Source organism: Pseudomonas sp. JS425, from assembly GCF_018223845.1.
Taxonomy (GTDB): domain Bacteria; phylum Pseudomonadota; class Gammaproteobacteria; order Pseudomonadales; family Pseudomonadaceae; genus Aquipseudomonas; species Aquipseudomonas asiatica.
The window spans coordinates 4878677-4892528 of record NZ_CP073661.1; the positions used below are offsets into that span (position 1 = coordinate 4878677).

At 62.4% G+C, this 13852-nt stretch carries 12 protein-coding genes; 9 read left to right on the forward strand and 3 right to left on the reverse strand.

Going from position 1 to position 13852, the window contains the following annotated elements; genetic code table 11:
• The first annotated feature begins 199 nt into the window (after positions 1–199).
• Entirely contained in the window at positions 200–2464 is a 2265-nt protein-coding gene (locus KDB76_RS22525; RefSeq protein WP_024087640.1) for a bifunctional diguanylate cyclase/phosphodiesterase, read from the forward strand.
• Here the strand turns inward: KDB76_RS22525 and KDB76_RS22530 are convergent.
• Positions 2364–3251, reverse strand: a complete 888-nt coding sequence (locus tag KDB76_RS22530) for an NAD(P)-dependent oxidoreductase (protein ID WP_013973915.1) — start codon at positions 3249–3251, stop codon at positions 2364–2366. The two genes, KDB76_RS22525 and KDB76_RS22530, sit on opposite strands and share 101 nt — an antisense overlap.
• Before the next feature lie 264 nt (positions 3252–3515).
• Positions 3516–3827 carry a DUF2288 domain-containing protein gene (locus KDB76_RS22535; protein WP_023660958.1) on the reverse strand — a complete coding sequence of 104 codons (312 nt, stop codon included), beginning with the start codon at positions 3825–3827 and terminating at the stop codon, positions 3516–3518.
• A gap of 359 nt (positions 3828–4186) precedes the next feature.
• Between KDB76_RS22535 and KDB76_RS22540 the strand changes: the two genes are divergently transcribed.
• From KDB76_RS22540 to nhaA, 8 genes are all read left to right on the forward strand, one after another.
• Positions 4187–5302, forward strand: a complete 1116-nt coding sequence (locus tag KDB76_RS22540; RefSeq protein ID WP_024087643.1) for a branched-chain amino acid ABC transporter substrate-binding protein — start codon at positions 4187–4189, stop codon at positions 5300–5302.
• Positions 5303–5487: 185 nt separating this feature from the next.
• The gene (livH, locus tag KDB76_RS22545; RefSeq protein WP_013973918.1) at positions 5488–6411 is read left to right on the forward strand and encodes a high-affinity branched-chain amino acid ABC transporter permease LivH; all 924 of its coding nucleotides are present in this window, start codon (positions 5488–5490) and stop codon (positions 6409–6411) included.
• Positions 6408–7664 carry a high-affinity branched-chain amino acid ABC transporter permease LivM gene (locus KDB76_RS22550; protein WP_013973919.1) on the forward strand — a complete coding sequence of 419 codons (1257 nt, stop codon included), beginning with the start codon at positions 6408–6410 and terminating at the stop codon, positions 7662–7664. Before livH ends, KDB76_RS22550 begins: the two co-directional genes overlap by 4 nt.
• Positions 7661–8428, forward strand: a complete 768-nt coding sequence (gene livG / locus KDB76_RS22555) for a high-affinity branched-chain amino acid ABC transporter ATP-binding protein LivG (RefSeq protein WP_013973920.1) — start codon at positions 7661–7663, stop codon at positions 8426–8428. The genes KDB76_RS22550 and livG overlap by 4 nt, the downstream gene beginning before the upstream one ends.
• Positions 8429–9130, forward strand: coding sequence for an ATP-binding cassette domain-containing protein (locus KDB76_RS22560; protein WP_013973921.1), 702 nt, complete (start codon positions 8429–8431; stop codon positions 9128–9130).
• A gap of 173 nt (positions 9131–9303) precedes the next feature.
• Positions 9304–9978, forward strand: a complete 675-nt coding sequence (locus tag KDB76_RS22565) for a membrane protein (RefSeq protein WP_023660956.1) — start codon at positions 9304–9306, stop codon at positions 9976–9978.
• A gap of 103 nt (positions 9979–10081) precedes the next feature.
• Positions 10082–11689, forward strand: coding sequence for an NAD(P)/FAD-dependent oxidoreductase (locus KDB76_RS22570; protein WP_015271531.1), 1608 nt, complete (start codon positions 10082–10084; stop codon positions 11687–11689).
• 310 nt (positions 11690–11999) lie between these two features.
• Positions 12000–13175, forward strand: a complete 1176-nt coding sequence (gene nhaA, locus KDB76_RS22575; RefSeq protein WP_024087644.1) for a Na+/H+ antiporter NhaA — start codon at positions 12000–12002, stop codon at positions 13173–13175.
• Between the two features lie 69 nt (positions 13176–13244).
• On the opposite strand, the gene KDB76_RS22580 is transcribed toward nhaA, so the two are convergent.
• Positions 13245–13709 carry a glycine zipper 2TM domain-containing protein gene (locus tag KDB76_RS22580; RefSeq protein ID WP_013973925.1) on the reverse strand — a complete coding sequence of 155 codons (465 nt, stop codon included), beginning with the start codon at positions 13707–13709 and terminating at the stop codon, positions 13245–13247.
• Between the last annotated feature and the right edge of the window lie 143 nt (positions 13710–13852).

The following is a 13852-nucleotide window of genomic DNA, read 5'->3' on the forward strand; positions in this document are numbered from 1 at the left end:
ACACAAGGCCGCTCCCACAGGGGAGACCACCTTTCAGAACCCATTTACATATTCCAAGCTGCGATCAGGCTCATAACCAAATCGTAGGAATCAATGTGCCATTAGTCAGGAAGGCTTAAACACCTCTTCCTATACTGCCTCTGGACAGTCTGCACAGGGTTTAGCGCAGACGAGTGAAAACTCGATCATGAGGCATTCCATGGAATGGCTGGGGCTGCAACTGTTCGCCGACCTGCCGGCAACCGGGCGCATCGTCATCGATTGCCGGCATGAACCGTTCCTGGTTCTGCTTGCTTACCTCGTCGCCTGTGCGGCCTGCTTCGCCACGCTGGACATGGCCGAGCGACAATCCCACAGCGAAGACCCCACCGCCCACCGACAATGGAACATGCTTGGTGCCTGCTGCCTGGCAGGAGGTATCTGGGCCATGCATTTCATCAGCATGCTGGCCTTCCAGGCGCCAGTGGAAGTGCACTACGACGCGTCCCTGACCATCCTTTCGCTGCTCATCGCACTGGCCGTCGCCTGGCTGGCCATGCACAGCCTCGACCGCAGCCAGATGCGCGCAATCCATTACCTGCGAAGTGCAGTACTGATCGGCCTGGGCATCATCCTGATGCACTTCGTAGGCATGGCCGCCCTGGAAACCGGTGCCCGCCAGTACTACCAGACCGGCCTGCTGCTGGCCTCTGCCACCATTGCCCTGCTCACCAGCCTGACCGCGCTATACCTGGCCCGCTACTTCCGGCAGGGCAGCGGTACCTTGCACCAAGCCATGAAGTACGGCGCCAGCCTGCTGATGGCTGGTGGTATCGTTGCCACCCACTTCACCGCGATGTCGGCCATGACCCTGGTCATCCCGGCCGACACCGCCCTGCGCCTGCCCTCTGGCGACAACAGCCTGCAACTGGCGCTGGGCATCGGCTTCATCACCATGCTGATCAGTGCTGCCAGCATCAGTACCGCACTGGCCGACAAGAAGCTGCAAAGCAAGGAGCACGACCTGCGCCGGGTCAGCGTGCTGCTCAGCCAACTGGACCAGGCCCGCGCTTCGCTGCAGCAGGCCGCGCACTACGACGCCCTGACCAACCTGGTCAACCGCCGCGGTTTCAACCAGGTGTTCGCCGAACGCCTGGCCGAGCACCAGGCCACGGAAAGCCACCTGGCGGTGATGTTCCTCGACATCGACCATTTCAAGCGCATAAACGACAGCCTCGGTCACGACGCCGGCGACGAACTGCTCAAAGTGATCGCCGGACACATCAAGGCCGCCACCCGAAACCGCGACCTGGTCGCACGTCTGGGCGGCGACGAGTTCTGCGTGGTCACCAGCCTCACCAACCGCGACGAAGCCCGCCACCTGGCCCAGCGCATCATGCAGAGGATGAAAGAGCCCATAAACCTGGGCGGCCGGCGCATGGTCATGACCACCAGCATCGGCATCAGCATCTTCCCCGACGACGGCACCACCGCCGAAGAGCTGCTCAAGCATGCAGACCTTGCCCTGTACCAGTCCAAGGGTAACGGGCGCAACAGCCTGAACTTCTTCAACGACAGCCTGAAGACCCAGGCCTCGATTGCTCTGCAACTGGAAGAGGAACTGCGGGTGGCGCTGCTCGAGGAGCATGGGCTATGCGTGCACTACCAGCCGATCTTCGACCTGCGCAGCAGGCAAGTGGCCAAACTGGAGGCCCTGGTTCGCTGGCAGCACCCGCAACACGGCCTGCTCGGGCCCGATCGTTTTGTCGCCATCGCAGAGGCCAACGGGCTGATCATCGACCTCGATCTGTGGGTGCTGCGCCACGCCTGCGCCGACCTGGCCAATCTGCAGCGCCACGGTCATGGAAACCTCAAGGTCACGGTCAATTGTTCGGCCGTCACCCTCAGCCACGACGAACTGCCCAACGAAGTGGAAAAGGCGCTGTTCCACGCCGGGCTCGCACCCCGACAGCTGGAACTGGAAGTGACCGAGAACGCCTTGATGGGTGACATCCAGCGCACGGTAAACCTGCTCACGCGCATACGCGCCCTGGGCGTGGCGCTGTCGATCGATGACTTCGGCACCGGCTACTCGTCGCTGGCCTACCTCAAGCGCCTGCCGCTGGACGTGCTTAAGGTCGACCGCAGCTTCCTGCAGGATGTGCCGGGCAGCCAGAAGGATCGCGAAATTGTCCAGGCGATCATCGTCATGGCGCATACCCTGCATCTGCAGGTGGTCAGCGAGGGCGTGGAAACCGCCGAACAGCTGGCGTTTCTCCAAGCCCACGGCTGCGACTACCTGCAGGGCTACCTGCTGGCCCCCCCGGAGCCGCTGGCCGAACTACGCTCGCTACTGGAGCGGGTTCGGCACAAGGGCGGCGTGTTCAGCCCTTGCTGCGATACAGCTCAACCAGGGTCGCCGGATCCTTTTGCAGGTACCCCTGGCTTGCGTGCAGGCGCATCAATTGTGCGGCAAGGCCACTGAGCGGCGTCGCCGAGCCTTGCTCGCGGGAGAACTTGACCGCGCCATCGAGGTCCTTGAGCAGCGTGCGCACATGCCACTTGATCGGCTCGAAGCGGCTCTCGGCCATTTGCGGAGCGAGGATCTGCAACGGTCTGGAGTCGGCAAAACCGCCCGCCAGCGCTTCGGCGATCAGCGTCGCGTCGACACCGGACTGTTCAGCCAAGGCAACCACTTCGGCGATTACCAGAGCATTGCAGGCCACGATCATCTGGTTGCAGGCCTTGGTCACCTGGCCTGCGCCCACCGCGCCCATATGCGTCACGCGCTGGCCAAGAACCTGCAGTACCGGGCGCGCACGCTCCAGGTCGGCTGCCTCGCCACCGACCATGATCGCCAGGGTGCCGGCTTCGGCCCCGGGGGTGCCGCCGGACACTGGCGCGTCCAGCCAGGCCATGCCGCACAGCGCTGCCAGTTCGGCGGCCATTTCACGAGTGGCGGTTGGCTCCAGGCTGGAGAAATCGACCAGTAACTGGCCGCTGCTTCCGCCCTGGGCAATGCCTTGCTCGCCGAACACTACCTCGCGGACCACGGCCGTATCGGCCAGGCACAGCAGCACTATGTCGCTGTCGCGGCACAGTTCGGCAGGGCTGCTGGCCAGGCGCGCGCCAGCCGCGACCAGTGCAGCGCACTTGTCCGGGCTGCGGTTCCATACCGTCAGCGGGTAACCCGCTGCCAGCAGGCGCCGACACATGGGCAGGCCCATCAGGCCGATGCCGGCGAATCCAAGCGAAGGTAGTTTTGAGTTCATCAATGACTCCGGACAAATTCGATATCGATCCGGGCCGCTTTGCGGCCTTCGCGGCGCGCCCGCTCCCACAAAACCAGCGCTGGTCTGAAGAGCAACATCTGACCTGTGGGAGCGGGCATGCCCGCGAAGGGCTGCAAGGCAGCCCCCCATTACGCATCCCGTAAACTGTTACCGCCACGCCGAATTGTTACTTCCCTCTACCCGCCTTGAGCGCCTTCAAGCACCAAAACGAGGCTGCTGCGCATTTTCGCGCACCAAAAGCGATCATGCCTCTGTCGGGCGCTTTGCCTGAATCACGATGAACGGCGAAACCACCACCGCCCAGATCTCTGGATCGCGGCTTTGCAGGTCCAGGGCCTGCTCGGCGGTTACCGGACCAACAGTGCCATCACTACGCCACTTGGCGAAGATCTCGCTGCGATTCTCGGCCATCGCCTCGGCAACGGTGATCAGGTCGAGGCTCGGGTCGACCCAAATCAGGTCACCCTTGGCCCAGAAACGCTCCAGCGCTTTCCACTCGATGATTGCCGTCTCGCCAAGCAATTTGGCATAGAGGGTGCTTGTTTGATCAGTCATGGGTGGTATCCGCAAAAATCGGCCAATAAAAAAGGTCGGCATTTTTGCAGAAAAACCCGGTTTCAAATATGTAATTTGGTCGATTGATCCCGAACTTGTGGGGCGGGGTCGCAGATGCAGGCAGTTTGATGGCGCCTTTCTGTATCTTTGTGTCGATCAAGCGACAACCCAGGAAGCAGGCACTTTTCGACCGCTTTTCAAGCGCTCGAACAGCGCTCTACACTGTACCGGTACAGTTCCGGGACATGTTCCGGGGGAAGGTGGGCTTGCGCGTTGGCATGGCCACGCCGCAAATCCCGCCCGGTCTGTAGCCCTGGCCGCCAGGACTATAAGAATTACAACAGAATGAGTGGAGCACTATGATCAAGATTTCCAAGCTGTTCGCCGCAATGGTTCTGGCAGGGGTAGCCAGCCATTCGTTTGCCGCCGATACCATCAAGATCGGGATTGCAGGCCCCAAGACCGGCCCTGTGACCCAGTACGGCGACATGCAATTCATCGGCGCAAAGCAAGCCATCAAGGATATCAACGCCGCGGGCGGCGTGGATGGCAAGATGCTCGAAGCCAAGGAATACGACGACGCCTGCGACCCTAAACAGGCCGTTGCAGTCGCCAACAAAGTGGTCAACGACGGCGTCAAGTTCGTCATCGGTCACCTGTGCTCCAGCTCCACCCAGCCTGCGTCCGACATCTACGAAGACGAAGGCGTGATCATGATCACCCCGGCCGCGACCTCCCCGGAAATCACCGCACGTGGCTACAAGCTGATCTTCCGCACCATCGGTCTGGACAGCGCCCAGGGCCCGGCTGCCGGCAACTACATCGCCGACCACGTCAAGCCGAAGGTTGTCGCCGTCCTGCACGACAAGCAGCAGTACGGTGAAGGCATCGCCACCGCGGTCAAGCAGACCCTGGAAGGCAAAGGCACCAAGGTTGCCGTGTTCGAAGGCCTGAACGCCGGTGACAAGGACTTCTCCTCGATCATCCAGAAGCTCAAGCAGAACAACGTCGACTTCGTCTACTACGGCGGCTACCACCCAGAGCTGGGCCTGATCCTGCGCCAGGCTCAGGAAAAGGGCCTGAAAGCCAAGTTCATGGGCCCGGAAGGCGTGGGCAACGACTCCATCTCGCAGATCGCCCAGAACGCCTCCGAAGGCCTGCTGGTGACCCTGCCGAAGTCGTTCGACGCGGACCCTGCGAACAAGAAGATCGTCGACGCCATCAAGGCTGACGGCAAGGACCCAAGCGGCCCGTTCGTGTTCCCGGCCTACTCGGCTGTCGAGCTGATCGCCCAGGGCATCAAGGAAGCCAAGTCCGAAGATGCCGACAAGGTGGCAGCCGCCATCCACAAAGGTACCTTCAAGACCCCGACCGGTGACCTGTCGTTCGACGACAAAGGCGACCTGAAAGACTTCAAGTTCGTGGTCTACGAATGGCACTTCGGCAAGCCGAAGACCGAAGTCTCCCCTCAGTAACTGCGTGACTAATAGCTGACCGTAGAAGCCCACTGTGCGAGCAGTGGGCTTTGTTTTACGAGGTTCATGGGCCTGATCCCCGCGATCCGGGGGCGGGCTCACCTGAAAATCTTAAAACCGTCACCCGCGGTTTCCTGGCCTACCCCCGCCAGCGAAATGCAAATCAGGTTTTTAGGAGCGCTGTAATGCCTGAGATCTACCATTTCTTCCAACAACTGGTTAATGGATTGACCATCGGCAGCACCTATGCCTTGATCGCCATCGGCTACACGATGGTGTACGGCATCATTGGCATGATCAACTTCGCCCACGGCGAGGTGTACATGATCGGTTCCTACGTGGCCTTCATCGCCCTGGCGGGCCTGGCCATGATGGGTATCCATTCGCTGCCTGTCCTGATGACCGTCGCCTTTGTCGCGACGATCTTCGTCACCAGTGCCTATGGCTATAGCATCGAACGGGTTGCCTACCGCCCCCTGCGCAACAGCAACCGTCTGATCCCGCTGATTTCCGCCATCGGCATGTCGATCTTCCTGCAGAACACCGTCCTGCTGTCGCAAGACTCCAAGGACAAGTCCATCCCCAACCTGATCCCCGGAAGCTTCTCGTTCGGGCCAGGCGGCGCGGAGGAAGTACTGATCAGCTACATGCAGATCCTGGTGTTCGTGGTCACCCTGGTGGCCATGACCTGCCTCACGCTGTTCATCTCCCGTTCCCGCCTGGGCCGCGCCTGCCGCGCCTGCGCCGAGGACATCAAGATGGCCAACCTGCTGGGCATCAACACCAACAACATCATCGCCCTCACTTTCGTCATCGGTGCCGCCCTGGCGGCGGTGGCGGCCGTGCTGCTGAGCATGCAGTACGGGGTGATCAACCCCAACGCCGGTTTCCTGGTGGGCCTGAAGGCCTTCACCGCGGCGGTGCTGGGTGGCATCGGCAGCATTCCGGGCGCCATGCTCGGCGGGCTGGTGCTGGGCGTGGCCGAAGCGTTCGGTGCCGATATCTTCGGCGACCAGTACAAGGACGTTGTGGCATTCGGCTTGTTGGTTCTTGTCCTGCTATTCCGGCCGACCGGCATCCTGGGCCGCCCGGAGGTTGAAAAAGTATGAACAGAAATCTCAAACAGGCGTTCTTCAGCGCCTTGCTGGTATGGGCCGTGGCCTTCCCGGTACTGGGCCTGAAACTGAGCATCGATGGCATCAGCCTGGTAGTGCACAGCCAGGGTTCGTTCACCATCGGCATCATCGCCGTGTGTTCGGTGCTGATGTTCCTGCGCGTGCTGTTCGACAAGCAGTGGAACTCGGTAATGGGCCGCCGTTCGGATCGCAAGCTGATCCCGCCGGCGGTCAGCAACTACCTGACCCTGCCGAAAACCCAGCGCTACGTGATCATGGGCTTGATCGTCGCGGCACTGGTGTGGCCGTTCTTCGGCTCGCGCGGCGCGGTCGACATTGCCACGCTGATCCTGATCTACGTGTTGCTGGGCCTGGGCCTGAACATCGTGGTCGGTTTGGCAGGCCTGCTCGACCTCGGTTACGTCGGCTTCTACGCGGTCGGTGCCTACAGCTACGCCATGCTCTCGCACTACCTGGGCTGGAGCTTCTGGGTATGCCTGCCGATCGCCGGCCTCATGGCCGCTACCTTCGGTTTCCTGCTCGGCTTCCCGGTGCTGCGCCTGCGCGGTGACTACCTGGCGATCGTGACCCTCGGCTTCGGCGAGATCATCCGCCTGTTCCTGCGTAACCTCACCGACTGGACCGGCGGCCCCAACGGCATCAGCAACATCCCCAAGCCAGAGTTCTTCGGCCTGACCTTCGAACGCCGTGCCGCCGAAGGCATGCAGACCTTCCATGAGTTCTTCGGGCTGGAATACAACTCGATCAACAAGGTCATCTTCCTCTATCTGGTGGCCCTGCTGCTGGCCCTGCTGGCGCTGTTCGTGATCAACCGCCTGCTGCGCATGCCGATCGGCCGCGCCTGGGAAGCCCTGCGCGAAGACGAGATCGCCTGCCGTGCTCTGGGCCTGAACCCGACCGTGATCAAGCTGTCGGCATTCACCCTGGGCGCCTGCTTCGCCGGTTTCGCCGGCAGCTTCTTCGCTGCGCGCCAAGGCCTGGTGACGCCGGAGTCGTTCACCTTCATCGAGTCGGCGATCATCCTCGCCATCGTCGTGCTCGGCGGCATGGGCTCACAACTGGGCGTGATCCTCGCGGCCATCGTGATGATCCTGCTGCCCGAGCTGATGCGTGAGTTCAGCGAATACCGGATGCTGATGTTCGGTGCACTGATGGTGTTGATGATGATCTGGCGTCCGCAAGGCCTGCTGCCTATGCAACGTCCACACATGGAGCTGCGTCGATGAGCCGCGAAATTCTGCAAGTCAGCGGCCTGAGCATGCGCTTCGGCGGCTTGTTGGCGGTCAACGGCGTGGGCCTGACCGTCAAGGAAAAACAGGTGGTGGCACTGATCGGCCCGAACGGCGCCGGCAAGACCACCGTGTTCAACTGCCTGACCGGCTTCTACAAGCCCAGCGGCGGCACCATCCTGCTCGATGGCCAGCCGATCCAGGGCCTGGCCGGGCATCAGATCGCCCGCAAGGGCGTGGTGCGGACATTCCAGAACGTGCGCCTGTTCAAGGAAATGACAGCGCTGGAAAACCTGCTGATCGCCCAGCACCGCCACCTCAACACCAACTTCTTCGCCGGCCTATTCAAGACCCCAAGCTTCCGCCGCAGCGAGAAGGAGGCCATGGAGCGCGCGCAGTACTGGCTGGAGAAGGTCAACCTGACCGAGTTCGCCAACCGTACCGCCGGCACCCTCGCCTACGGGCAGCAGCGCCGCCTGGAAATCGCCCGCTGCATGATGACCCAGCCGCGCATCATCATGCTCGACGAACCGGCTGCGGGCCTGAACCCGAAGGAAACCGAAGACCTCAAGGCGCTGATCGCCTACCTGCGTGAGTCGCACAACGTCACCGTGCTGCTGATCGAGCACGACATGAAGCTGGTGATGAGCATTTCCGACCATATCGTGGTGATCAACCAGGGCACACCCCTGGCCCACGGCACACCGGAAGAGATCCGCGACAACCCTGATGTGATCAAAGCCTACCTGGGGGAAGCGTAAATGCTGAAGTTCGAGAACGTTTCCACCTTCTACGGCAAGATCCAGGCGCTGCACAGCGTCAATGTGGAGATCAACCAGGGCGAGATCGTCACCCTGATCGGCGCCAACGGCGCCGGCAAGTCAACCTTGCTGATGACCTTGTGCGGCTCGCCGCAGGCGCACAGCGGCAGCATCAAGTACCTGGGTGAAGAGCTGGTCGGCCAGCCGTCTTCGCACATCATGCGCAAGAGCATCGCGGTGGTACCGGAAGGCCGCCGCGTGTTCTCCCGCCTGACCGTCGAGGAAAATCTGGCAATGGGTGGTTTCTTCACCGACAAGGGCGATTACCAGGAGCAGCTGGACAAGGTGTTGCAGCTGTTCCCGCGCCTGAAGGAGCGTTATATCCAGCGTGGCGGCACCATGTCCGGTGGCGAGCAGCAGATGCTCGCCATTGGCCGGGCGCTGATGAGCAAGCCCAAGCTGCTGCTGCTCGACGAGCCATCGCTGGGTCTGGCGCCAATCATCATCCAGCAGATCTTCGACATCATCGAACAGCTGCGCCGTGATGGCGTGACGGTGTTCCTGGTGGAGCAGAACGCCAACCAGGCGCTAAAGATCGCTGACCGGGCGTATGTACTGGAGAACGGCCGGGTGGTGATGCAGGGTACTGGGGAAGCACTGCTGACCGACCCGAAGGTGCGCGACGCGTACCTGGGGGGTTGATGGGAAAAGGGCCTTCGGGCCCTTTTTTCTGCCTGCCGGATTTTGTATCGCCTGTACCGGCCTCTTCGCGGGCTTGCCCGCGAAGAGGCCGGTACAGGTTTAGCAAAAACTTGAGATCCCCGCCCAGCCTGAGTAACGTGGCCAGCTCTTTGGAAGATCCCGGAGCCCGCCCCATGCGCCTCACCCCCACCCTGCTGCTCACTGCCCTGCTGCCCCTGTTCGCCGGCTGCCAGCTCATGGCTGACGCCCCCAGCGACCCGAACATCGGCACTACGCGCATGCAGGGCGAGTTGCGTGCCGGCGGTGGCCAGCTGCTGTTCAAGCCGTGCAGCGAAAACCGCACTTTCGTGATCAGCGACGTCGCCGCAACCGGCATCCTGCAGGAAGCCGCCAACCTCGCCAAGGACGCCAACGACAAACTGTTCGCCGACGTCCGTGGCCACCTCACCGGCAGCAGGCAGGCCAACAACGACGGCCAGCTGGAAGTTCGCCGCCTGTACCGCCTGGAACCTTCCACCCGCGCCTGTGAAGACCCCAACTTCAAGCAGCTGACCCTGCGCGCCAACGGCCATGAGCCGGAATGGGACCTGAAGGCCAGCGGCAAAGGCATGGTGCTCAACCGCATCGGCCAGGATCCCCTGCCCCTGCCCTTTCTGGAAGAAGAAGTGCCCGGCGGCGGCCTGACCCTGACCAGCGAAGCCAACGGCCAGCACGTGGAGCTGTGGGTCGCGCCACAACGCTGTGTAGACACCGCCACCGGTGCCATCCGCCACTTGCGTGCCGAACTGCGCATCGACGGCAAGAGCCTGCTGGGCTGCGGTTACTATGGCGGTGCACGCGACAACTGATCGCCGGGCGCTTTTATCCTGCCAGTCGGGGCGGCGAACAGCTTATACTTGGCGGTTTGTGTAAAGCCGCCGGCCGCCCATGGCCGGGATACTGGACCCTGCCATGCTACGAATCACCGAACTGAAGCTGCCCCTGGACCATCCCGACGAAGCCCTGCGTGAAGCGATCGTCCAGCGCCTGGGCATCCGCGACGAGCAACTGCTCAGCTTCAACCTGTTCAAGCGCAGCTACGATGCGCGCAAGAAGAACAGCGAACTGCTGTTCATCTACACCATCGACCTGGAAGCCAGCAACGAAGCCGAGCTGCTCAGCAAGTTCGCCGACGATCGCAATATCGGCCCAGCGCCAGACGTAACCTACAAGTTCGTCGGCAAAGCCCCTGCCGATCTGCAGGAGCGCCCGATCGTGGTCGGCTTCGGCCCGTGCGGCATCTTCGCCGGCCTGTTGCTGGCACAGATGGGCTTCAAGCCGATCATCCTCGAGCGCGGCAAGGAAGTACGTCAGCGCACCAAGGACACCTGGGGCCTGTGGCGCAAGAGCGTGCTCAACCCCGAGTCCAACGTGCAGTTCGGCGAAGGCGGTGCCGGTACCTTCTCCGACGGCAAGCTGTACAGCCAGATCAAGGACCCGCAGCACCACGGCCGCAAGGTGCTGGAGGAGTTCGTCAAGGCCGGTGCGCCGGACGAGATCCTGTACATCAACAAGCCGCACATCGGTACCTTCCGCCTCACCGGCATGGTCGAGCAGATGCGTCAGGACATGATCGCCCTCGGCGCCGAAGTGCGCTTCCAGCAGAAGGTCACCGACCTGCTGATCGAGGATGGGCAACTGACCGGCGTGGTGCTGGAGAGCGGCGAACAGCTGCACTCGCGCCATGTCGTGCTGGCGCTGGGCCACAGTGCCCGCGACACCTTCCGCATGCTGCACGCCAAAGGCGTGTACATGGAAGCCAAGCCGTTCTCGGTGGGCTTCCGTATCGAGCACCCGCAAACGCTGATCGACAAGGCGCGCCTGGGCAAGTACGCCGGTCACCCGAAACTCGGTGCCGCCGACTACAAACTGGTGTACCACGCCAAGAATGGCCGCTCGGTGTACAGCTTCTGCATGTGCCCAGGCGGCACCGTGGTCGCAGCAACCAGCGAGCCAGGCCGGGTGGTTACCAACGGCATGAGCCAGTACTCGCGTAACGAGCGCAACGCCAACTCCGGCATCGTCGTCGGCATCGACCCCGAGCGCGATTACCCGGGCGGCCCGCTGGCCGGCATCGAGCTGCAGGAACGCCTGGAAGCCCACGCCTACGTGATGGGCGGCAGCAACTACCAGGCCCCGGCACAGCTGGTGGGTGACTTCGTCGCTGGCCGGCCGTCGACTGCACTGGGCAGTGTCGAGCCGTCCTACAAACCGGGCGTGACCCTGGGCGACCTGGCGCCGAGCCTGCCGGACTTCGCCATCGAAGCCATTCGCGAGGCGCTGCCAGCGTTCGACCGGCAGATCAAGGGTTACAACCTGCATGATGCAGTGCTGACCGGGATCGAGACCCGCACCTCCTCGCCGCTGCGCATTACCCGCGGTGAGGACTTCCAGAGCCTGAACCTCAAGGGGCTGTTCCCGGCGGGTGAAGGGGCCGGGTATGCGGGCGGGATCCTGTCGGCGGGTGTCGATGGGATTCGTATCGCCGAGGCGGTGGCGCGGGATATGCTCGGCCTCTGAGCCCTTTACATGCCAGGGCCTCTTCGCGGGTAAACCCGCTCCCACAGGTACTGCACAGTATTGAAGACTGTGAACTACCTGTGGGAGCGGGTTTACCCGCGAAAGGGCCACTGCAGACATCAGAAAAATCCACAACAAACATCAGACTTCCCCTCCCCACTCCTTCCCCATCTGCGTCTAGGCTTTCCCGCAGCCCAGCCGGCAATACCATATAACAAAAACGAATATGGTTTTTGTTTGAAAGCATATCGCCAAAGGCTAGGGTGTACGCCCGTTCCATTGTCAACTGCTCATGGAGAGCCTATAGCCCGTGCGTAGCCTGTTCACCCGCTTCTTCCAGCTCGAAGCCGCCAGTGGCCTGTTGCTGATCGCTGCGGCCATCCTGGCCCTGATAATCAATAACTCGCCGCTGTCCTACCTGTACAGCGGCCTGCTCGACGTTCCCGTCGCCGTTCAGGTCGGTGCGCTGCACATCGCCAAACCGCTGTTGCTTTGGATCAACGACGGCCTGATGGCCCTGTTCTTCCTGCTGATCGGCCTGGAGGTCAAGCGCGAGGTGGTCGACGGCCACCTGTCCAAGCCCTCCCAAGTGATCCTGCCAGCCACCGCCGCCGTGGGCGGCATGGTGATACCGGCACTGATCTACTGGTTCATCAACCGTGACAACCCTGCCGCCATAGCCGGCTGGGCTATCCCCACAGCCACCGACATCGCCTTCGCCCTCGGCGTACTGGCCCTGCTGGGCAAGCGCGTGCCAGTGTCGCTGAAACTGTTCCTGATGACCCTGGCAATCATCGACGACCTGGGTGCGATCATCGTCATTGCCCTGTTCTATTCGGGCACCCTGTCGAGCATGTCGCTGCTGCTGGCTGCCGCCTGCCTGGTATTGCTGGTGTCGATGAATCGGCTTGGCGTGGTCAAGCTTGGGCCGTACATGGTCGTTGGCCTGATCCTGTGGGTCTGCGTGCTCAAGAGCGGCGTGCATGCCACCCTGGCCGGCGTCGCCCTGGCCCTGTGCATCCCGCTGCGCACGCGCCATGCCGAACGCTCACCACTGCTCGCCCTGGAACACGCCCTGCATCCTTGGGTTGCCTACGCCATCCTGCCGCTGTTCGCTTTCGCCAACGCCGGTGTATCGCTGGCAGGCATGACCGTAGAAAGCTTCACCCACCCGGTGCCACTGGGCATCGCCGTGGGGCTGCTGCTGGGCAAGACCGTGGGTGTCTTCGGCCTGACCTGGGTCGCGGTCAAGCTGCGCCTGGCCGCGCTGCCTGCAGGCGCCAGTTGGGGGCAATTGCTGGGTGTGGCGATACTTTGCGGTATCGGCTTCACCATGAGCCTGTTCGTCGGCTCGCTCGCCTTTGTGCCTGGCAGCAGTGATTACGCCGGGATGGACCGCATGGGTATTCTCACCGGCTCGTTCTTCGCCGCCGTGATCGGCTATGCGGTAACCGCCATGGCCAGCCGCAAGTCCAACGTCGGCTGACCTGGCCGCAGCATGAAAAAACCCCGACTGGCGAGCGCCATGTCGGGGTCTTGTCTTGTTGGGCTACGGTCAGTGCGTGACGCGGCTGGTGCCATCGACGGTCATGATGCGCACGCGGTCGCCAACGCGGAAGATCTCGTTCTGCTGCACGGCCTGCACATAGGCACGCATGCTGCCATCGTCCTCACGCACGGTGATTTCGACACCCTGGGTACGGGTCAGGCCCTCTTCGGCGGCGGAACCGGCCAGGCCACCGGCAACGGCACCGATCACGGCGGCGACGATGCTGCCACGGCCACCACCCACGGCGCTCCCGGCCACGCCACCAACGATGGCGCCAGCACCGCCACCGATCGGGGTCTTGGTGCCTTCGATCTTGACCGGACGCAGGGACTCGATAGTGCCCATGCGCACGGTTTGCACGCGGCGGGCCTCATCACGGGAGTAGCTGTCACCGGTCAGGCTCGAGGCACAGCCACCCAGCAACAGCGACATGGTGGTAAAGGTCGCCACCAGCAAAGCGGATTTACGCATGGGTAAGGTCTCCATAAGTCAGGTGCTCATTAGACGCTGCACGTTGACGGCTGTCACGGTACAAACGTAATAAAATTGTTTTCATTCAGCCAAGGGACAGCCTGCACGGCTGTGTCGAGGCCTTTCAAGTGAGACCAAGGATA

What these genes read in the sequence shown, in the direction of transcription:
- livG (WP_013973920.1), top strand. Translation starts at nt 7,661, where the DNA reads ATGAGCCGCGAAATTCTGCAAGTCAGCGGCCTGAGCATGCGCTTCGGC.
- KDB76_RS22530 (WP_013973915.1), bottom strand. Translation starts at nt 3,251, where the DNA reads ATGAACTCAAAACTACCTTCGCTTGGATTCGCCGGCATCGGCCTGATG.
- KDB76_RS22535 (WP_023660958.1), bottom strand. Translation starts at nt 3,827, where the DNA reads ATGACTGATCAAACAAGCACCCTCTATGCCAAATTGCTTGGCGAGACG.
- KDB76_RS22540 (WP_024087643.1), top strand. Translation starts at nt 4,187, where the DNA reads ATGATCAAGATTTCCAAGCTGTTCGCCGCAATGGTTCTGGCAGGGGTA.
- livH (WP_013973918.1), top strand. Translation starts at nt 5,488, where the DNA reads ATGCCTGAGATCTACCATTTCTTCCAACAACTGGTTAATGGATTGACC.
- KDB76_RS22560 (WP_013973921.1), top strand. Translation starts at nt 8,429, where the DNA reads ATGCTGAAGTTCGAGAACGTTTCCACCTTCTACGGCAAGATCCAGGCG.
- KDB76_RS22550 (WP_013973919.1), top strand. Translation starts at nt 6,408, where the DNA reads ATGAACAGAAATCTCAAACAGGCGTTCTTCAGCGCCTTGCTGGTATGG.
- KDB76_RS22525 (WP_024087640.1), top strand. Translation starts at nt 200, where the DNA reads ATGGAATGGCTGGGGCTGCAACTGTTCGCCGACCTGCCGGCAACCGGG.
- KDB76_RS22580 (WP_013973925.1), bottom strand. Translation starts at nt 13,709, where the DNA reads ATGCGTAAATCCGCTTTGCTGGTGGCGACCTTTACCACCATGTCGCTG.
- KDB76_RS22565 (WP_023660956.1), top strand. Translation starts at nt 9,304, where the DNA reads ATGCGCCTCACCCCCACCCTGCTGCTCACTGCCCTGCTGCCCCTGTTC.
- KDB76_RS22570 (WP_015271531.1), top strand. Translation starts at nt 10,082, where the DNA reads ATGCTACGAATCACCGAACTGAAGCTGCCCCTGGACCATCCCGACGAA.